The organism is Nonomuraea sp. NPDC005730 (genome assembly GCF_040630865.1).
Taxonomy (GTDB): Bacteria; Actinomycetota; Actinomycetes; order Streptosporangiales; family Streptosporangiaceae; genus Nonomuraea.
On sequence record NZ_JBEXYK010000030.1, the window covers coordinates 1 to 20,476 of the forward strand.

Consider the following 20,476-nt stretch of genomic DNA (forward strand, 5'->3'; position numbering starts at 1 on the left):
AACGCCTGCAACATCGAGGGGACGAAGTGCGTCGTGGTGATGTTCTCGGTCTTGATGAGGTCGCGCAGGTAGGCGGTGTCGCGGTGGCCGCCGGGGCGGGCGATGACCATGGTGGCGCCGGTGATGAGCGGCCAGAACAGTTCCCAGACCGAGACGTCGAAGGTGGTGGGCGTCTTGTGCAGGACGCGGTCTTGCGGGGTGAGGTGGAAGGTGTCCTGCATCCAGCGCAGCCGGTTGACGATCGCCCGGTGCGAGACGCCCACGCCTTTGGGCCGTCCGGTGGAGCCGGAGGTGAAGATGACATAGGCCAGGTTGTCCTCACGCACCCGCACGACCGACGCCGAGGCCGCACGTACGTCCGCCGCCGTGACCATCAGGTCGGCCCCCGCGTCGGCCAGCATGCCCCGCGTGCGCTCCGCCGGGTGGGACGGGTCGAGCGGCAGGTAGGCGCCGCCGGCGGCCAGCACGCCGAGGAGCACGACGGGCAGGTCCAGGCCGCGTTCCATGGAGACGCCGACCGGCTGGTCCACCCGCACGTCGAGCCCGGCGGCCACCGCGCGGGCCCGGTCGGCCAGCTCGCGGTAGGTCAGCCGGTCGCCCTCGAAGACCAGCGCCGTCGCGTCCGGGGTGCGCTCGGCCTGTTCGAAGACCAGGTCGTGCAGGGTCCCGCCCGGATGCTCCCGGTCGGTGGCGTTCCACCGCGCGAGCTGCTTCCGCTCCTCGTCCGGCAGGATGTCCAGACGCCCCACCGGCACGTCGGGGGAGGCCACCACCGCACGCAACAGCGCGGCGAACCGCTGCGCCAGCCGCTCGATCGTCTCCGGCCGGAACAGCTCGGCATTGTAGACGAACCGGCACTCCAGCAGCTCGCCCCGCTCGGCGGCGTAGAGCTCCAGGTCGAACCGGGTGGTCGTGCTGTCCGGCTCGAAGCCCTCACCGTCGCCGCGATAGCTCTGCAGCGCGAACAGCACCTGGACCAGTGGCGGGCGGCTGACGTCGCGCTCGGGGTCCAGCTCGGCGACCAGCTTCTCGAAGGGCAGCTCCTGGTGGCCGTAGACCTCGATCGCGCCGTCCCGCGTGCGGCGCAGCAACTCGGCGAAGCCGGGGTCGCCCGTCAGCCGCGCCCGCAGCGGGAGCAGGTTGACGAACAGCCCGACCATGTCCTCGAACTCCGGCCGGGTCCGTCCGGCCACCGGCGACCCCACCGCGAAGCCGGTCGTGCCGGACCAGCGGGACAGCAGCACCTGGAAGGCGGCGAGCAGCCCCATGTAGAGCGTCGCCCCCTCGGCCCGGCACAACTCGCCGAACGCCGCCACGTCCAGCTCCACGTCGTGCCAGCCGCCCCGGAAGCTCTGCCGGGCCGGACGCGGCCGGTCCAGGGGCAGGTCGAGCACCTGCAACCCGTCCAGCTCGGCGCGCCAGAACGCCAGGTCGCCGGCCAGCCGGTCGCCGCTCAGCCGCTCCCGCTGCCAGGAGGCGTAGTCGCCGAAACCCAGCCGCGGTCCGCTCTCCGGCGGTGTCAGCAGCTCGCGGAGGATGAGATCGGCCGACCAGCCGTCGGCGACGATGTGATGGACCGCCACCAGCAGCGCGTGGTCGTCGGGCGCGAGCCGTACCAGGGTGGCGCGCAGCAGCGGGCCGTCCGCCAGCTCGAAGGGGAGCGCGGCGTCGGCGCTGAGCACCTGCCTGGCCGCCGCCTCGCCGGTCACGTCCACCACGCGCAGCGGCACCCGCACCCGGTCCGCCACCCGCACCTCCGGCCGCCCGTCGGGGCCGGCGGGGAAGGTCATGCGCAGGCTCTCGTGCCGGGCGACCACGGCGTCCAGCGACTCCCGCAGCCGTTCGGCGTCGAGCGGGCCGCGCAGCCTGGCCGACACGGGCAGCACGTACGCGCTCGTCCCGGGGGTGAACTGCTCCATGAACCACAGCCGCTCCTGCGCGAACGACAGCGGCGGATCGCTGCCCTCGGCGCGTCGCGGGATCTGCTCCACGGCGCCCAGGCCCGCGATCGCCCTGCGGAAGCGGGCCTGCACGCGCGCTTGCCGTTCATCCACGCTCGTCGGCCTCCTCGGCCAGGTGTTCCAGGGCCGCGGCCAGCAGGCGTGGCGTCGGGTGGGTGAAGGCCAGCTTGAGCGGCACGTCCAGCTCGGTGGCCGCGGCGATGCGGGCCGTGGTCCTGGTGGCCAGCAGCGAGTGGCCGCCGAGCTGGAAGAAGTCGTCCAGCACGCCCACCCGCTCCAGCCCCAGCACCTCGGCCCAGACCATGCAGACGAGCTCCTCGGCCGCGCCGGCCGGCGGCTCGTAGGCGGCGCTCCGCGGCCGGCCCGGCGCGGGCAGGGCGTCCCGGTCGACCTTGCCGCCGGGGGTCAGCGGGATGCGGTCGAGCGAGACGATCGCGCTGGGCACCATGTGCGGGGGGAGCTCGGCGGCGAGGTGCTCGCGTAACGCGTCCCCGGCGTCGTGGACGGCGTAGGCGATCAGGCGGTCGTCGTGGACCACCACCGTGGCCTGCCGTACCGACGGGTGGGCGAGCAGCGCCGACTCCACCTCGCCCGGCTCGACGCGGTAACCGCGTACCTTCACCTGCCGGTCCAGGCGGCCGAGGATCTCCAGACTGCCGTCCAGGCGGAAGCGGGCCCGGTCGCCGGTGCGGTAGAGGCGCGAGCCGCCGGGGCCGGGGACGAAACGCTCGGCCGTGCGGGCGGGCGCGCCCCGGTAGCCGCGGGCCAGGCCGCCGCCGCCGATGTGCAGCTCGCCCGCGACGCCGGCCGGCACCGGGAGCCCGTCGGGGCCCAGCACCTGGAGCGTGGTGCCGGGCAGGGCGACGCCGACGGCCGGGCGGCGCAGCGCCTCCGAGGGGTCCATCTCGGCGGTGGCGGCGATGATCGTGGCCTCGGTGGGACCGTAGCTGTTGACCAGGCGGACGCCCTGGGGGCCGGACGCGTACCAGGCGGCCAGCGCCGGGCCGGGCAGCGGGTCGGCGCCCAGGATGACCAGCCGCAGGCCGGGCGGCCACTCGACGCCCATGGCCACCAGCTCCTGCCAGTACGACGTGGGCAGGTCCAGCACGGTGAGGGCGGCGCCCTCCGGGGTCTTCAGGAAGTCCGGCAACGGCTCGTCCGGGCACAGGACGAGCTCCGCGCCGGCGGCCAGCGCCGGGTAGATCTCCTCGGCGTGCGTGTCGAAGCTCGGCGAGGCGAACTGCAGGACGCGGTCGCCCGGCCCGAGCTCGTAGTGGCCGCGCATCCACCCCACCCGCGACGCCAGCGCCTCGCGCGGCACCTCCACGCCCTTGGGACGCCCGGTCGAGCCCGAGGTGTAGATCACGTAGGCCAGCGAGCCCGGCCCCGCGACCTCGGCGTGCGGTGCCTGGGGCGACTCGCGGAGATCGTCCTCGTCCAGCACCAGGGTCGCGCCCGCGTCCGCCGCCATCCACCGCAGCCGCTCCGGCGGGTACGCCGGGTCGAGCGGCAGGTAGGCGCCGCCCGCCCGGCCGACGGCGAGCATCCCCGCGATCAGCTCCACCGAGCGCCCGGCGCGCAGGCCCACGACCGTGTCCTGGCCGACCCCGGCCGCGGCCAGGCGCCCGGCCAGCGCGGCGGCCATGGCGTCCAGTTCGGCGTAGGTGACCCGCCGGTCGCCGTGGCTCACCGCCGTCGCGCCGGGCGCCAGCCGTACCCGCTCCTGGAACAGGTCGAGCACGTCGCGCGCGGGCGGCTGCGGGGTGTCGAGGACCGGCGGCCGGTCCTCGGGCAGCAGCATGGCCGCGCGCAGCGCGGACAGCGGCGTGCCCGGGTCGCGCGCGACCGCCTCCAGCACCCGCTCCCACCGCCGCAGCAACCGCGTCGCGGTCTCCTCCTCGAACAGGTCGCTGGCGTAGGACAACATCGCCCAGAGGGAGCCGTCGAACTGGGTGACGTCCAGCATCAGGTCGAACTTCGCCTGGGTCGCGCCCGGGTCGAACATCTCCGCCTCGATGCCGGGCAGCGGCAGGGCGCCGGCCTCCTTGTCCTGGATCACGAACATCGCCTGGAACAGCGGCGTCGTGCTCAGGTCGCGGCGGATGCCGAGATCGTTGAGCAGGCGTTCGAAGGGGATGTCCTGGTGCGCGAACGCGTCCAGGACCGTCGCCCTGGTCCGCGCGAGCAGCGTGCGGAAGGACGGGTCGCCGGACAGGTCGCCGCGCAGCACGAGCGTCTCGGGGAAGAAGCCGACGACGTCCTGGAGTTCCGGGCGGTCGCGGCCGGCGATGACCGAGCCGACCGTCAGGTCGTCGGCGCCGCAGTGGGCCCCCAGCAGGAGCTGGTAGGCGGCCAGCAGGACCATGAACAGCGTGCCGCGCTCGTCCCTGGCCAGCTGCTCCAGCCGGGCCGTCAGCTCGGGGCCGATGCGCCGCGCGCAGTAGTCGCCGCTGGCCACCCGTACGGCCGGCCGCGGCCGGTCCGTGGGCAGGTCGAGCGGCTGCACGCCGTCGAGCTTGGCGCGCCAGTAGTCCAGGGACTCCCGCGACGGCTCGCGGCCACGCTGCCAGGCCGCGAAGTCGCGGTAGTCGATCGACGGAACGCCCAGCCCGGCCGCGTTCCCGGTGTAGCAGGCGGCCAGCTCGGAGAAGATGATCTTCAGCGACCAGCCGTCGGCCACCAGGTGGTGCAGGACCAGGCAGAGCACGTGATCGGTCGCCGACAGCGTGATCAGGTGCACCCGCACCAGCGGGCCCGTCGCCAGGTCGAACGGCGTGTTGGTCAGCTCGGCCACGATCGCCGTGGCGCGGGCCTCGCGTTCGGACGCGGGCAGGTCCGCGAGGTCCACCAGCACCGGATCGAGCTTGAGTTCCGGCTCCACGACCTGGACCGGGCTGCCCTCCACCGCGGGGAAGCGGGCCCGCAACATCGGGTGCCGCGCCGCCACGGTGGACAGCGCCCCGGCCAGGTCACGGATGGACAGCTCGCCGCGCAGGCGCTGCACCATGTACATGTTGTAGGAGGCGTCGGCGGGGTCGAGCCGCTGCAGGAACCAGAGCCGCTCCTGCCCGTAGGAGAGCGGCGCCGGCGCGTCCGGATCGTTGCGCGGGGGGATCCCGGCGGGCCGGGCCTTCGGCTGCCGCTGGAGCCTGCGCTCCAGCGCCGCGCGCTGCTCCGGGCTGAGGCGGGCCAGCCGCCCTCTCACCTCGCTCATCCGTCCGCGCCCTCCGCCAGGAGATCGTCCAGCTCGACGTCGCCGAGCTGGAGTTCCAGCACGGCCAGCGCGTGCTCGGCCACCGTGGTGAGCTCGAAGCAGACCCGCAGGTCCATCTCGATCCCGTACGCCTCCCGATACCGGGTGATCAGCAGGACGGCCAGCAGCGAGTGCCCGCCGAGCGCGAAGAAGTCGTCCTCGACGCCCACCCGGTCACGGCCGAGCAGCTCGCCCCAGAGGGCGCACAGCTCCTCCTCCAGCGGCGTCTCCGGCGCGACATAGGTGGTGCCGAGATCGCTGCGGCCGGGCCCGGTGGGCGGCGGCAGCGCGGCACGGTCGAGCTTCCCGCTCGGGCTCAGGGGGAACTCGGTGACCTGCACGAACGCCTGCGGCACCAGCGCCGCCGGCAACGTTCGCGCCGGCCCGGTGCGCAGCTCGTGCGACAGCCGGCTCGGCTCGCCCGTCCAGTCCACGTAGGCCACCAGCCCGCGGCCGCCCGGCGCGTCGTCGCGCAGCGCGACGGCGACCCCGCGTACCCGCGGGTCCGCGGCCAGCGCCGCCTCGACCTCGCCCAGCTCGACCCGCCAGCCGTGCACCTTCACCTGGTCGTCGATGCGGCCGAGGAACTCCAGCTCCCCGTCGGCGCGCAGCCTGGCCAGGTCGCCGGTGGCGTACAGCCGCGCGCCCGGCGGGCCGTACGGGTCGGGGACGAAACGCTCGGCCGTCAGCCCCGGCCGCCCCGCGTAGCCGCGGGCCACCTGGACGCCGCCGATGTGCAGCTGTCCGGGCACGCCGACGGGCATCGGCTCAAGGCGCTCGTCGAGCACGTGCAGGCGGCAGCCGGGCATCGGGCGGCCGATGGGGATCACCGTCTCGCCCGCCCGGCAGGCGTGCCAGGAGACGTCGACGGCCGCCTCGGTGGGGCCGTACAGGTTGTGCAGCTCCACGCCGGGCAGGCGCTCGAAGAAGCGGGCCGCCGTCCTGGGCGGCAGCTCCTCGCCGCTGCACACCACACGCCGCAGGGACGTGCACGACTCGATGTTCGCCTCCTCCAGGAAGAGGGCGAGCATCGACGGCACGAAGTGCATCGTGGTCACCGCGTGCCGCTTGATCAGGTCGCGCTGGTGGCCGGGGTCGCGGTGGCCGCCCGGCCGCACCGGGACGAGGCAGGCGCCCTGCAGCAGCGGCCAGAAGAACTCCCACACCGACACGTCGAAGCTGGTCGGCGTCTTCTGCATCACCACGTCGCCGGCCGTCAGGCCGAACGTCTCCTGCATCCAGGCCAGCCGGTTGACGATGCCGCGATGGGTGTTGACCACGGCCTTCGGCCGGCCGGTCGAGCCCGAGGTGTAGATCAGGTACGCGGCGTCGTCCGGTCCGGTCACCGGGTCGAGGTCGCCGGAGCCGAGGTCGTGGTCGTCCTCCAGCAGCACCGCCTCGACCGGCCCGAAGGACGGCAGGTGGCGCTGGGTGAGCAGCACCCGCGCGCCGGAGTCGGACAGCATGAACTCCAGCCGGTCCCGCGGGTACTCCGGATCCAGCGGCACGTACGCCCCGCCCGCCTTCAGCACGGCGAGCAGCGCGACGACCAGCTCGGGCGAGCGTTCCGCGCAGACCGCGACGGGCCGGCCACGCTCCACGCCGATCTGCCGCAACCGCCGGGCCAGCCGGTTGGCGCGGCCGTTGAGCTCGGCGTAGCTGAGCGTGACGTCGCCGAAGAGCACCGCGGGGGCGTCCGGGGTCGCGGCGGCGCGGGCCTCGATCAACGTGTGCAGGGTGCCGGGCGCGGCCTGCGGCCCGCCGTTCCCGAGGGCCAGCACGTGCTCACGCTCGTCCGCGGCGAGCACGGGGAGTGTGGCGACCGCCCGGTCCGGGTCGGCGGCGGCCGACTCGACCAGCGTGCGCAGGTTCGCCTCGAAGCGTTCGATCGTCTCCGGGTCGAACAGGTCGGTGGCGTACTCCAGCCGGGTGTGCAGCAGCCCGTCGCGCATGTTGACGTCGAGCTGGAGGTCCACCTTCGCGGTGCCGTTGGCGATCTGCCCCTCGTTGGTGCGGATCGCCAGGTTGAACATCACCTGGTAGAGCGGCGGCACGCTCAGGTCCCGGGCCGGCTGCAGGTCCTCCACGAGCCGCTCGAACGGCAGCTCCTGATGGTCCAGCGCCTCGGCCACCGTCGCCCGCACGCGCCCGGCCGCCTCGCGGAAGCTGGGCGCGCCCGACAGGTCCACGCGCAGCGGCACCGCGTTGACGAACATGCCGATGACCGGCTCGGTCTCGGGCAGCAGCCGGCCCGCGACCGGCGTGCCCACCACGATGTCGTCGATCCCCGACCAGCGCGACAGCACGGCGGCGTACGCGGTGAGCATCACCGTGAACAACGTCGTGTTGAGCTCCTTGGCCAGCCGCTCCACGCCCGCCGACAGGTCGGGGGAGTAGGCGCCGAGCCGGATCCCGCCCCGGTAGCTGCGGCGGGCCGGCCGCGGCCGATCGCCCGGCAGGGCGAGGTCGGCGGGCACCCCGGCCAGCCGTTCCCGCCAGTGCACCAGCTCGGTCTCCAGGAACTCGCCGGACAACCTGCCGCGCTGCCACACGGCGAAGTCGGCGAACTGGATCGGCAGCTCGGGCAGCTTCGGCGGCCGGTCCTCGCCCAGCGCGTCGTAACACTCCTCCACCTCGTCCATGAACACCATGGAGGAGACGCCGTCGAAGATCGTGTGGTCGAAGACGACGGCCAGCCGCAGGTCGTCCTCGGCCAGCTTGACGTGCCTGCCGCGGTACAGCGGCGCCCGTTCCATGTCGAACGGCAGCACCGCGTCCGCCCTGGCCAGGCGGGCCAGCTCCGCCTCGGCGGCGGCCCGCGGAAGGTGGCTCAGGTCCGTCTCGGTCAGCGCCGTGGGCGGCGCGCCGGGGTGGACGATCTGCACGACCTGCCCGTCCCGGAAGTCGAACGTGGTGCGCAGCGCCTCATGACGCCGCACGACCAGGTCGATCGCCCGCTCCAGCCGGCGGGGGTCCACCGGCTGCCTGGCCGCCATCGGCATGATCATGCCGATGTTGTAGACGGCCAGATCGGGCTCGAAGCGCGAGAGGAACCACATCCGCTCCTGGCCGGAGGATGCGGGAAAGGCATCACTCACTGTCCATGGCCTCTCGCAGACTCTTCGGCCGCATGTCGGTCCACACCTGCTCGATGTGCGCCAGACAGGCGTCCTTGGTGCCGGAGAAACCGGCGTCGTACCAGCCGGAGGGGTTGTCCCGGCCGGCGGGCCAGATGGAGTACTGCTCCTCGTCGTTGCGTACGACCTTGGTGTCCGTGCTGGTCTCTGTGCTCATGCGGAACTCCGGGGGAGGCGGGGGATGGTCTGGGCGGCGGGCCCGGCGGGGGCGGGCTCGGGGGCCGCGGCCGTGGCGGCTTCGATCAGGGCGGCGACCCCGGCCACGGTCGGCTCCTCGAAGAGGTTGCGCATCGGCAGCCGGACCCCCAGCTCCTTGCGGATCAGGGCGATCAGCTGGACCGCGATGAGCGAGTTGCCGCCCAGCTCGAAGAAGTCGTCGTCGACGCCGATGTGGTCGCCGCCGAGCACCTCGCCCCACAGGCGGGCGATCGTGGCCTCGGCGTCGTTGCGCGGCGCGACATAGCCCTCGGCGGGCGCCTTGTCCTGCCGGTCGGCGACCGCCGCCGGATCGAGCTCGCTCTCGACGGTCTCCTGGGTCAGCGAGCCGACGCCGGCGACGAGCTCGGCCACCGTACTGGCCGCCACCACGACCTGGGGGCCGAGCGGCGCGGCGAGCAGCCTGCGCAGGGAGAGGGCACCGTCGGCCGGCCTGATGCCGACCGCGTCGTCGGCCGCGGCCGCGGCCGGGGCGGCGACCTGGGACCCGGCGCTGGAACGGACCCCGGAGACCACGGCCTCGGTGTCGATCCTGCGCAGGACGTAGTCGGAGATCTGCACCAGCACCGTGCCGTCGGGCGCGATCAACGTGACGTCGACGACCAGCACCTCGTCGGTGTCGGTGCTGGTGATGCGCAGATGGCTCCAGAACGCCTCGGGCAGGCTCCCGAACACGGTGATGCGGCCGTAGCCGAGCGGCAGGTAGTGACCCTCGACCGCGACCCAGCTGAAGGTGGTGGCGGCGTCGAGCAGGGCCGGGTGCAGCCCCCACCGGTCGAGGTCGGCCATCAGCGCGTCGTTGGCCTCGAACAGGCCGAGCGCCTCCTGCTGACCGACATGCGTGGCGGTCAGCGTCCGGTGCCAGTGCGCGCCCAGCGTGAGCAGGCCCGACAGCGGGACGCCGCCCTGCTCGTCCGCCGAGGACACGCAGCGGTCCATGATCGCGCGCAGGTCCACGCGGTCGGCGGGCGGCGGGCTCACCTTGGCCGCGGTGCCCCTGGCATGGGTGCGGTGCGAGCCGCCGATGATGCTCTGCACCTGGAACTCGGCGCCGTCCGCCTCCGGGGTGAAGAGCACCCGTACCTCGGCGGTCGCGCCGTCGGCCACCGACAGCGGTTCGACGAACACCACGTCCCGCAGCTCGACGAGCCCGCCGCCGGGCAGCACCGCCTCGGCGGCCGTCCTGGCCAGCTCGACGCTGCCGGTGCCCGGCAGCACCGGCACGCCGGCGATGCGGTGCTCGTCCAGCACCCAGTGCGTGCTCGGCGAGAGCGTGCCGCTGCACCAGTCGAGCCCGCCGATCTCCCCGGCGTGCCGCGCGTCGAGGACCGGGTGGTCGAGCGCCTTGATCCGGTCGCCGCGCTGCAACGCGACGAATCCGGCGGGCGCCGCCGTCTCCACCGCCATGCCGACTTCCAGCCATCTGCCCCAGTTGACGCTGACGACCTGGGCGGCGTTCCAGCCCCGTCCGGCGCGGGCGTGCGCGTCGAGGAAGTTGTTGGCCGCGCAGTAGTCGATCTGCCCGAACCCGCCGGCCACCGCGGTGATCGACGAGCAGAGCACCACGGCCTCCAGCTCCAGGTCGCCGAACGCCTCCTGCAGCGCCAGCGTGCCGAGCAGCTTGGGCCGGAGCACGGCCTCGGCCGCCTCCCGCTCCTTGATCTGGGCCATGCCGCCGCCGGGCAGGCCGGCCGCGTGCACGAGCACGTCCACCCGGCCGAAGGCGGCGAGCGTCTCGTCCCTGACCCGGCGCATGTCCGCCGGATCCGTCACGTCGGCGGCCAGGGTCAGCACCCGCGCCCCGGCGGCCTCCATCCGGCGGATCGCCTCGGCGGCGCGTGCCTCGCGGGCCGACCGCGGCGAGCCGCCGGGCAGCCCGCTCCTGGACAGCAGGACGAGGCCGACGCGGGCCCGCGCCGCCAGGTCCTCGGCCAGCGAGATGCCGATGCCGCCCAGACCGCCGGTGATCACGTACACCTGGCCGTCGCGCGGCTCGCCCGGCTCGCTGTCCACCTCCACCTGCTCGTATCCGAGCAGCCACCGCTTCCCGCCGCGCAGGGCGACCGGGGCCAGCAGCCCGGCCTCGCCGGGCTCCGCCGCGCGGCCCAGCTCGGCGGCGACGCCCCGCACCGCCGCCGCCTGGTTCGCGGCCCCGTCCGGCGCGTCGATGTGGCGGACGCGCAGCCACGGCGTCTCCAGCGGGACGACCCGGGCGAAGGCGGCCAGCGTCGCGTGCTCCGGCCTGGTCAGGTCGCCGCCGACGACGTCCATCGTGCCCGCGGTCAGCAGGTCGAGCTGCACCCCGCCCGGAGGCTGGGCCGCCGACAGCGCCTGCACGAGCCCCAGGACGCCGAAGAAGCCGCGGTCCTGCGCCGCCCACGTCTGCTCGCCGCCGGTGAGTGCCCAGGCGTGCACGATCCGCTCGGGGATCTCGCCGACCGCCTCGAGCAGCGCGTCGTAGTCCTCCCGTACGGCCGGCCGCACCGTGAAGTGCTCGTCGAAGGCGCCGAACGCGGCACCCGGCCGCACCTCAAGGACCTCGGCCCCGGAAGCGCGCAGCGCGTCGGCCAGCGTGGCCGAGTCCTCGTCCACGAAGGCCAGGCAGCGCGTGACCGGCGACGGCGTCCCAGGACGGGCCGGCGCCTGGTGCCAGACGGGCACGCCGTACCACCGCTCGGGCGGCAGCGGGCCGTCGGCCTGCTGCCGATGGGCGACGCCGCCGGCGAAGGCGCCCTGCGGGTCGGGGTCGATCCAGGCGCGCTGCCGCTCCCACGGGTAACCCGGCAGCGAGACGCGGAAACCGGGGGCGCCGAAGTCGTTCAGCTCGATGCCCTGCACCCACAGCGCGCCCACGGCCTGCGAGAAGACCGCGACGTCACCGGCGCGGTCGCGCGGGCCGGGCAGCGACGGCAGCGGGGCGATCGCGCCGGTGGCCAGCTGGGTGCCCGCCAGGCCGCACAGCTGCCGGCCGGGCCCGCACTCGATCATGATCCATTCGCCGTCGGCGAGGAGCGTCGAGACGCAGTCGCCGAAGCGGACCGGTTCGCGCACGTGCCTGGCCCAGTAGGACGGGTCGGTGGCCTCCGCGGCGGTGATCCAGGTGCCGGTCACGTTGGACAGGAACGGCAGGCTCGGCGCGGCCGGCCGGGCCGCCGCGACCAGCTCGCGGAACTCGCGCAGCATCGGCTCCATCATCGCCGAGTGGAAGGCGTGCGAGGTGCGCAGCCGGGTGCAGCCGATGCCCTCCTCCTCCAGCATCTCGGCCAGCTCCGCGATCGACTCCGACGGGCCGGACACGACGCACGTGCCGGGGCCGTTGACGGTGGCCACGGAGACGTCGTCGGGCAGCATCGGCGCGATCTCGTCGGGCATGAGCTGCACCGCCAGCATGGAGCCCGGCGGCAGCGCCTGGATCAGCCGCCCGCGCGCCGCGACCAGCCGCATCGCGTCGGGCAGGGTGAAGACGCCGGCGACGGTGGCCGCCGCGTACTCGCCGATGCTGTGGCCGATCATCGCGGCGGGTTCGACGCCCAGCGAGAGCCAGAGCCTGGCCAGCGCGTACTCGACGGTGAACAGGGCGGGCTGGGTGAGCGAGGTCTGCCGCAGCGCCTCGTCCGCCTCCTCGCCGGTGGCGAAGATCTGCTCGCGCACGTCCAGGACGGCCGCGCACTCGTCGACCGCCTCGCGGAAGATCGGCTCGTTCCGGTACAGCTCCGCGGCCATGCCGCCGTACTGGGAGCCCTGGCCGGAGAAGAGGAAGGCCACCTGCGCGGGCCGCTTCGGCTTGGCGCCGGTGACGATCCGCCTGGGGTCGGACAGCGCGGACACCGCGTCGCCCGGTGAGGTGGCGACGACGACGGCCCGGTGCTTGAGCTCCCGGCGGCCCACGCGCAGCGTGAACGCGGCGTCGGCCAGGTCCGTCCCGGGGTGCGCGGCCAGGTGCGCGGCCAGCCGTTCGCGCGCCGCGGCCAGCGCGGACTCCGTCCTGGCCGACAGCTTCAGCAGGTGCGCGGGCCGCTCACGGGGCAGCGGCGGGCGCGGCGGGGCCTCTTCCAGCACGGCGTGCGCGTTCGTGCCGCCGATGCCGAACGAGCTGACCCCCGCGCGGCGCGGGAAGTCGTCGCGCTCCCACTTCGTCGCCGAGGAGACGACGTAGAACGGGCTCGCCGGGAAGTCGATCTTCGGGTTGGGGCTCTTGAAGTGCAACGTCGGCGGGATGAGCTTGTTCTCCAGCGACAGCACCGTCTTGACCAGGCTGGGGATGCCGGCCGACTGGCCGAGGTGGCCGATGTTGCTCTTGACCGAGCCGATGCCGCACCACTGGGTGTCGCTCGTGTGCTGCGCGAACACGCTGGACAGCGCGGCCACCTCGATCGGGTCGCCGAGCGCCGTGCCGGTGCCGTGCGCCTCGACGTAGGTGACCGTACGGGGGTCCACGCCGCCGACGCCCAGCGCCTGCGCGATGACCGCGGCCTGCCCGTCCAGGCTGGGCGCGGAGAAGCCGACCTTGCCCGCGCCGTCGTTGTTGATCGCGTTGCCCAGGACCACCGCGCGGATGTTGTCGCGGTCCTCGATCGCCTCCGACAGCCGCTTCAGCACGAGGACGCCGCCGCCGCTGCCCCACGTCGTGCCGCCGGCGTCGGCGTCGAAGGAGCGGGTGTGCCCGTCGGGGGAGACGATGCCGTCCTGGTCGTAGATGTAGCCCTCGCCCTGCGGCAGGTCCAGCATGGCCGCGCCGGCCAGCGCCATGTCGCATTCGCCGTTGCGCAGCGCCTCGCACGCGATGTGGAAGGCCACCAGCGCGGTCGAGCACGCGGTGTGCACGGTGTAGCTGGGGCCGCGCAGGTCGAGCTTGTAGGAGGTGAGGGTGGCGCAGTAGTCCACGTGGTTGCCCACCATGACCGCAAGCCAGCCCGCGTTCTTGTGGGCCTGGGCGTTGCTGCGGATGTTGCGCCACTGGTAGGTGTCCGTCCCGGTCCCGGCGTAGACGCCGATCTCGCCCGGGTAGCGGAACGGGTCGTAGCCCGCGTCCTCCAGCGCCGTGTGCGACAGCTCCAGGAACAGCCGGTGTTGCGGGTCGCGGACCTCGGCCTCCCTGATCGACATGCCGAAGAACGCCGCGTCGAAACCCTCGTAGTCGTCCAGCGTCATGGCGGCCGGCACGAAGTTCGGGTCGGCCAGCAGGCTCTCCGCCGTGCCCAGCGCCCGTTGCTCCTCCAGGGTGTACGTGGTCAGCGACTCGACGCCGTCGGCGAGGTTGCGCCAGAACTGCTGCGCGTCACCCGCTCCCGGGACTCGGCACGACAAGCCGATGATCGCGATCGGCTCAGCCGTGGGCTCGTCCGTCATGGGGCAATCCCCTTCTCGTTGCGGTTCCTCAACCTGTCTCGCCGTGAGGCCAGGCGGCGCGCCGCCCGGTCCAGTCCCGGACTGCCGCCCGCTCCATCGAGATGAGCGGCCAGCGTCCGGATCGTGGGATGCCTGAACAGCTCCGTGATCGGGATCTCGCGGCCGGTCGCCGCCCGCAGCCGGGCCTGCACGGCCGCCACGGCCAGCGAGTGGCCGCCGATCTCGAAGAAGTTGTCGTCGGGGCCGAGCCGCGGCACGCCCAGCACGGCGCGCCACACCTGGGCGACCGTCTTCTGGGTGGGGCCGTCGAGGCCGCCGCCGGCCTTCGGCTGCTCGACCGGCCGTCCGCGCAGCGCGGCGCGGTCCACCTTGCCGTTGGGCGTCAGCGGCAGCGCGGGCAGCGCCACCACCTCGCTGGGGACGGCGTGCTCGGGCAGCGCGCCGCGCAGCTCGTCCAGGAGGCGATGCGCCGCCAGCCCCGGCCGGGCGGGCACCACGTAGGCGACGAGCGTGCCGCCCTCGACCCTGGCGGCGGCGGCGCGCACGTCCCGGCAGGCGGCGAGCGCGGCCTCCACCTCGCCCAGCTCGACCCGGAACCCGCGCACCTTCACCTGGTCGTCGGCGCGCCCCGCGGGGGTGATCGTGCCGTCGGGGTTGCGCCGGCCGAGGTCGCCGGTGCGGAACCGGTCGCCGGCGAAGCGCCGGCCGGTCAGCGCCGGATCCAGGTAGCCGGCGGCCAGGTGGCGGCTGCGGACGACCACCTCGCCGAGCTCGCCCACACCGGCCCGCCTGCCGTCCGGCGTCACCACGATGATCTCGCTGCCCTCGACGGGCCGCCCGATCGGCACGACCTCCGGGTACGGCTCCGCGAGCTCGTGCCACGCGTGCGCCTGCGGCGTCTCGGTCGTGCCGTAGAAGGCGACGATCCTGGCATTGGGCACGAACGCCCGCAGCCGGGCCGCCTGGGCGCCGGTGAACAGGTCGCCGCCCACGCCGGCCAGCCGCACGTCGGGCAGCGTGCCGCCGGTGCCCGCCAGCATCGCCGCGAGCTGCGGCGTCAGGTGCAGGACGGTGATCGCGTGCTCGCGCAGCCAGGTGACGAGCTTGCCGGGATCGCGGACCAGCTCGTGCTCGGGCACGAACAGCTCGGCGCCCGCCGCGGCCGGCACGAACATGTCGCGCAGCGCCGGATCGTGGGCCGGCCCGTGCAGCAGCGCGAACCGGTCGTGCGGCTCGACGGCGAAGGTGCGGACGTACCAGGACAGGAAATGGGCCAGCGGCCGCTCACCGGTGACGACCGCCTTGGGGTCGCCCGTGGTGCCCGAGGTCATCGAGAGATAGCCGGGCCCCGGCAGCAGGGCGCCGCCCTCGCGCAGCTCGATCGCGTCGTCCCGCAGGACCGCCCGGGCTCCCGCCGCGGCGATCTGCCTCTCCTGGACGGCAGGAGGATAGGCCGAGTCGATCACCACCCACCGTGCCCCCGCCGCCAGCACGCCGAGCAGGATCCCCGGCAGCTCGGGCACCCGGGAGGCGACGACGGCCACCACGGCCCCCGGCTCGATCCCCGCGCTCCGCAGCGCCGCCTCGGTCCGCCGCCGTGCCCCGGCGTGCGCGTCGCCGGCCAGCTCCAGCAGGCCGGGCCCGTCCCAGACCGGCAGCCCGGCGTCGGGAGGATCGGGTCGCACCTGTCCGGTCAGCAACTCGCCGAGCAGCTCGACATAGCCGTCGACCAGCGCCGTCATGCGCTCGGCGGAGAACAGGTCGGGGTTGTAGACCAGCTCCAGCGCGTAACCGCCGCGCTGCTCGCCCACGTACATGGTCAGGTCGAACAGCGCGCCCGGCAGCCCCGGCCGCAGCGTCTCGCTCGCGCAGCCGTCCAGGTCCAGATGGGCCTGTGCGAAGTTGTACATGTTGAACATGACCTGCGTGATCGGGTTGCGGCTCAGGTCGCGCGGCAGCCGCAGCGACTCCAGCAGCTGCCCGAGCGGCACGTCCCGGTGCCTGATCGCCGCGTTCAGCTCGGCCGCGCACGCCGTCACCTGCTCGGCGAAGCCGCCCCGAGGGCGCAGCCGCAGCGGCAGGACCTGCACGCACATGCCCACCAGCGACTCGAACGCCACGTGCGGCCGGTCGGCGTAGGCCGCCCCCACCACCAGGTCGTCCCGTCCCGCGAGGGTGGCCAGCCGGCGTCCGAACGCGGCCAGCAGCACCGCGTACGGGGTGGTGCCGAGTTCCGCCGCCAGTTCGGCCACCCGGCCGGCCAGGTCCGCGTCCACCTCGCCCCGGCAGGCGGCGCCGCGGAAGGTCTGCGCGGGCGGCCTGGCGGCGTCCCTGGGCAGGTCCAGCACCAGCGGGGCGTCGTGCAGGCGCTCGCGCCACCAGCCCAGCGCCTGGCCGTCGCCGTTGCCGCGCAGCCAGCGCACGTAGTCGGCGAACGTGTGCTCGCCCGCCTCGACCGGCTCACCGCGGTAGGCGGCCGACAGGCCGCGGAAGAGCACGTCCTGCGACCAGCCGTCGAACACCAGGTGGTGCGCGGTCAGGCAGAGCACGTGCTCGTCGGGGGCCAGCCGGAGCAGCCGCGCCCGGAACAGCGGCCCGGCGGCCAGGTCGAACCGTTCCCGCGCCTCCTTGTGCAGCGCCGCGTCCAGATCGGCGGGGGAGAGGTCGTCGACCGGCAGCGGGACGTCCCGCGGCGGCGCGACCGTCACGTCGGGGATCCCGTCGCGCGAGCTCACCCGCCAGCGCAACGCCTCGTGGGCCGCCACCACGGCGGTGAGCGCCCGCCGGAGCGCGGCGACGTCGAGCGGGCCCCGGATCCGCTCGGCCATCGCGATGTTGTGCGCGGCCGACTCGGGCGCCAGCTGCTCGACGAACCACATCCGGCGCTGGGCGGGGGAGAACGCGGCCGGGCTGCCGGTGGGCGGCGCGGCGGCGGTCGCCCGCTCCGCATCCGCCACGAGCGCGCGCAGCGCGCCGTAGGTCCTGCCCTCGTAGACGTCCTGGACCGACACCACCCGGCCCAGCTCCGCGCGTACCGCGGCCACCAGCCGCATGGCCCGCAGCGAGTGGCCGCCGCGCTGGAAGAAGTCGTCCTCGTCGTCCGGGACGGGCGCCTCCAGCACCCGCGCCCAGATCCCGGCCAGCCCGCTCGCCGTTCCCCGCTCCCGCTGCGACTGTGCCCGCAGGGCGGCGAGGTCCACCTTGCCGGAGGCGTTCAGCGGGAGGAGGGGCAGCCGGACCAGCCTGGTCGGCAGCATGTACGGCGGCAACCGCACCGCCAGGTCCTCGCGCAGGGCGGCGAGGTCGGGCGCGTCCTCGGGCGTCACGTAGGCGACCAGCTCGCCCGCGAAGTCCACCACCGCCTGCCGCACGCCGGGATGGGCGCGCAGCGTCGTCTCCACCTCCCCGATCTCCACGCGCTGCCCCTGGACCTTCACCTGGCGGTCGAGGCGGCCCATGAACGCGATCTGGCCGTCCTCCTGCCACGCGACGTGGTCGCCGGTCCGGTACAGCCGCGCTCCCGGCTCGTCCGAGAACGGGTCGGGCACGAACCGCTCGGCCGTCAGCGCGGGCCGGTCCAGGTAGCCGCGGCTGACCTGCGGGCCGCCCACCAGCAGCTCGCCGGGGACGCCCGGCGGGCACTCGTTCATGTCCTCGTCGACGATGTACGCCCGGCAGCCGCCCAACGGCCGGCCGATCGGCAGCGGCCGCTCCCACACGCCGTGGAACTCGCCGCCCACCACGACGACGGTCAGCTCGGTCGGGCCGTACAGGTTGTGGAAGCGGGTGTGCGCCGACCAGCGCGCCACCTGCTCGGGCGGGGGCGGCTCGCCCGCCGTCACCACGTCCCGCAGGTGCGGCAGCCGGCTCGGGTCCACCAGCGGCAGCAGCGCGGGTGGGAGGTAGCCCCAGGTGACGTCGTGCTGCTCCAGGAAGTGCTGCAACCGGGCCGGGTCCACGCGGTCCTCGTCCGGCACGAGCTGCACGCAGCCGCCGACGGTCAGCGGGAGCACCATGTCCATGATCGAGGCGTCGAAGCCGAGCGCGGAGAAGGCCATCGAGCTGCAGCTCGCGTCCAGGCCGAAGCGCGCGACGGTCGCGGTGACGAAGAAGACCGCGTTGGCGTGGCTCACCACCACGCCCTTGGGCCGCCCGGTGGAACCGGAGGTGTAGATCACCCACGCCGCGTTGCCCGCGACGGCGCCGCTCTCCCGCGGTTCGGCCGGCCCCGGCTGGAACGCGTCGACGAGCGTGGCGGCGCAGCCGTCCAGGAGCTCGTGGCCGCGCTCGTCCACGACGACCACCGCGATCCCGGCGTCCTCCAGCACCTCCTCCAGCCGCTGGCGCGGATGCCCCGGATCCAGCGGCACGTACGCCCCGCCCGCCAGATGCACGGCCAGCACCGCCACCGGCATCAGCGGAGTGCGGCGGGTGCACAACCCCACCCGCGCCTCCGGCCCGACGCCGAGCTCGCGCAGCCGGCCCGCCAGCGCCCACGCCCGCTCCACCAGCTCGGCATAGGTGAGCACGTTCTCCCACTGCCGGACCGCCGGGGCGTCCGGGGTCCGCGCGGCCTGAGCCGTGATCAGACTGCTGAGGAGTGTCATCCTGCGGCCTCCACACCCGGCCGTACCAGCCGGCCTTGCCGTACCGTCTCGAAACGCAGCAGGAAGCGCGGCGCGCGCACGGCGATCGCGGCCATCGCCCGGCCCAGCGGCAGGTGCGTCACCCGCCACCCCGCCAGCCGCTCCGCCAGCCACTCCGCCGTCGGCGCCGCCTCAGAAGCCGCCTCAGAAGCCGCCTCAGGGGCCGCCTCAGGGGCCGCCTCGGGCACCCACGTCCGGCCCGGACGCTGCCCCGCGAACCCGAACCGCGCCGGATCCACCCGCAGCCCGTCGCCGGACGCCTTCAGCAGCGCCTCCTTGGCCGTCCACGTGCGCAACGCGCTGTGCAACCGCAGTTCCTCGGGCAGCGCGGCGAACTCGTCGCGCTCCCGCTCGTCCAGCATCCGCTCGAAGAACGTCTGCTCGTTCGCCGGCGGGCGGAAGCGCGCCAGGTCGGCGCCCACCTCCCGGCCGGTCGTCAGCGCGACCAGCACCAGCCCGCCCGACTGGCCGACGCTGTAGGTGAGCTCGGTCCCGCCGTACGGCAGGCCGCCGGTCCGGCCGGGCGGCTCGGCGACACCCGGCTCCACCCCGTACTCCCTGAGCAGCCGCCGCAGCAGCACCGACCTGCCGACGAACCCGCGCCGACCGTCCTCCTGCCGGAACCTGGCCGCCCGCGCCGCCTCCCGCGGCGACAGCTCGTCGAGGGCCGCGCACATCTCGGGCAGTTCGTCGAGGTCGGCCAGCCACACGTGCACCTCGTCCGCGGCCAGGCTCCGCTCGGGGCCGGCCGCGATCGTCCGCGCCACCTCCTCGCCGTGCGTGGCGAGGAAGAGGTGCGCGGCGTCGAGCGTGTGCAGGCGGAAGGTCGCGGAGGTGTGGCGGGCCCAGGCGAGCATGGTCGGGTGGGTGACCTCCTGGTCGTGCGCGCCGGCGAAGGCGACGATGGGCACGTCCAGGGGCTCCTGGCGGGTGAAGCGGTAGCGGCGCAGCCACTCCATGTCCGTCCGCAGGGCGGGGATGAGCAGGGCTTTGACCTCGGGCTGCGTCCGTAACTCCGCGGGCGCGCCCAGCCGCAGGATCAGCTCGTCGACCAGGTCCTCGTCGCCCAGGCCCGTCCACCGTCCCAGCGTCTCCTGGCGCTCCGGCGGGTGCGCGGCGCCGACGTAGAGGCATTCGGGCGCTCGTACGCCGAGCCGCCGCAGCTCGCGGACCACCTCGAAGGCGACCCGGCCGCCCATGCTGTGCCCGTAGATCGAGTACGGCGTGCGCTGCCGGGCGACGACGGCCGCGACGGACCGGGCGATCAGCTCCGGGGAGAGGGCTCCGGGCTCGGCCACCCGGCCCTCCCGGCCGGGCAGCATGGCCACCCGGACGTCCAGGACACCGTCGAACGCCTGCCGCCACGCCCAGAAGGCGGTGACGTCCCCACCGGCGTAGGGGAGGCAGAAGAGGGTCCGAGCGCCGGGCGGGTATCGCGTCAGCGAGGCGAACGGTGTCTCGGACAGCGGCAGTTCTTCTGGCATCGCGACGCGAAGTCACCCTCCGGCAGGTCCGCCGCGCCGGGCGAGGTCGTCGCGCGGGCAGCAGGAAATATGGGCCGCTCGTCAGGGTTCGACCTGGCGAGGGGCGGCTCACGGCTGAAGCCACGCCATTCCTATTATTTTGTCCGAAAGTCAGTCAAGGGATGAAATTTAAACCAATGATGGAATGCTGGTTTCGGGCATCGACAAAACCAGCTTCCGATGGGTGTGTCTACGGACGGTGGACCTCCCCGGCTGGGCTGATGATCTCCGCCCGCCCTCACGTCCTGCGGTTCTGCCACCCTGTGTGATGATCTTGTCCCTCTATGGAATGCCCGTAATTGGGGTTTCGGTCTGGTCCTCTGAGGGGGTGCGTGTCCCTATTGACTGATTGAGTCGGGTCCGATTCTCCATATCGGTCAGATCGGCGGTC

Annotated in this window: 7 protein-coding genes; all 7 read right to left on the reverse strand. The window is 74.2% G+C overall.

All coding sequences use genetic code 11. The annotated features are described in order from the left end of the window. The coding region (locus ABZ444_RS28925) for a condensation domain-containing protein (RefSeq protein ID WP_358003306.1) at positions 1-2,054 on the reverse strand (2,054 nt) is incomplete at its 3' end. Next, the gene (locus tag ABZ444_RS28930; protein ID WP_358003309.1) at positions 2,047-5,175 is read right to left on the reverse strand and encodes an amino acid adenylation domain-containing protein; all 3,129 of its coding nucleotides are present in this window, start codon (positions 5,173-5,175) and stop codon (positions 2,047-2,049) included. The genes ABZ444_RS28930 and ABZ444_RS28925, both read right to left, overlap by 8 nt. Continuing rightward, a complete protein-coding gene (locus tag ABZ444_RS28935; protein WP_358003312.1) occupies positions 5,172-8,312 on the reverse strand; it encodes an amino acid adenylation domain-containing protein in 3,141 nt (1,046 codons plus the stop codon). The genes ABZ444_RS28930 and ABZ444_RS28935 overlap by 4 nt, the downstream gene beginning before the upstream one ends. After that, complete coding sequence (locus ABZ444_RS28940; protein WP_358003315.1) at positions 8,305-8,508, reverse strand: MbtH family NRPS accessory protein; 204 nt, start codon at positions 8,506-8,508, stop codon at positions 8,305-8,307. Before ABZ444_RS28940 ends, ABZ444_RS28935 begins: the two co-directional genes overlap by 8 nt. Continuing rightward, the gene (locus ABZ444_RS28945) at positions 8,505-13,916 is read right to left on the reverse strand and encodes an SDR family NAD(P)-dependent oxidoreductase (protein WP_358003318.1); all 5,412 of its coding nucleotides are present in this window, start codon (positions 13,914-13,916) and stop codon (positions 8,505-8,507) included. Before ABZ444_RS28945 ends, ABZ444_RS28940 begins: the two co-directional genes overlap by 4 nt. Beyond that, positions 13,913-18,523, reverse strand: a complete 4,611-nt coding sequence (locus ABZ444_RS28950) for an amino acid adenylation domain-containing protein (RefSeq protein WP_358003320.1) — start codon at positions 18,521-18,523, stop codon at positions 13,913-13,915. The genes ABZ444_RS28945 and ABZ444_RS28950 overlap by 4 nt, the downstream gene beginning before the upstream one ends. Continuing rightward, positions 18,520-20,046: a thioesterase domain-containing protein gene (locus tag ABZ444_RS28955; protein WP_358003323.1), complete on the reverse strand. Its 1,527-nt coding sequence runs from the start codon at positions 20,044-20,046 to the stop codon at positions 18,520-18,522. Before ABZ444_RS28955 ends, ABZ444_RS28950 begins: the two co-directional genes overlap by 4 nt. Between the last annotated feature and the right edge of the window lie 430 nt (positions 20,047-20,476).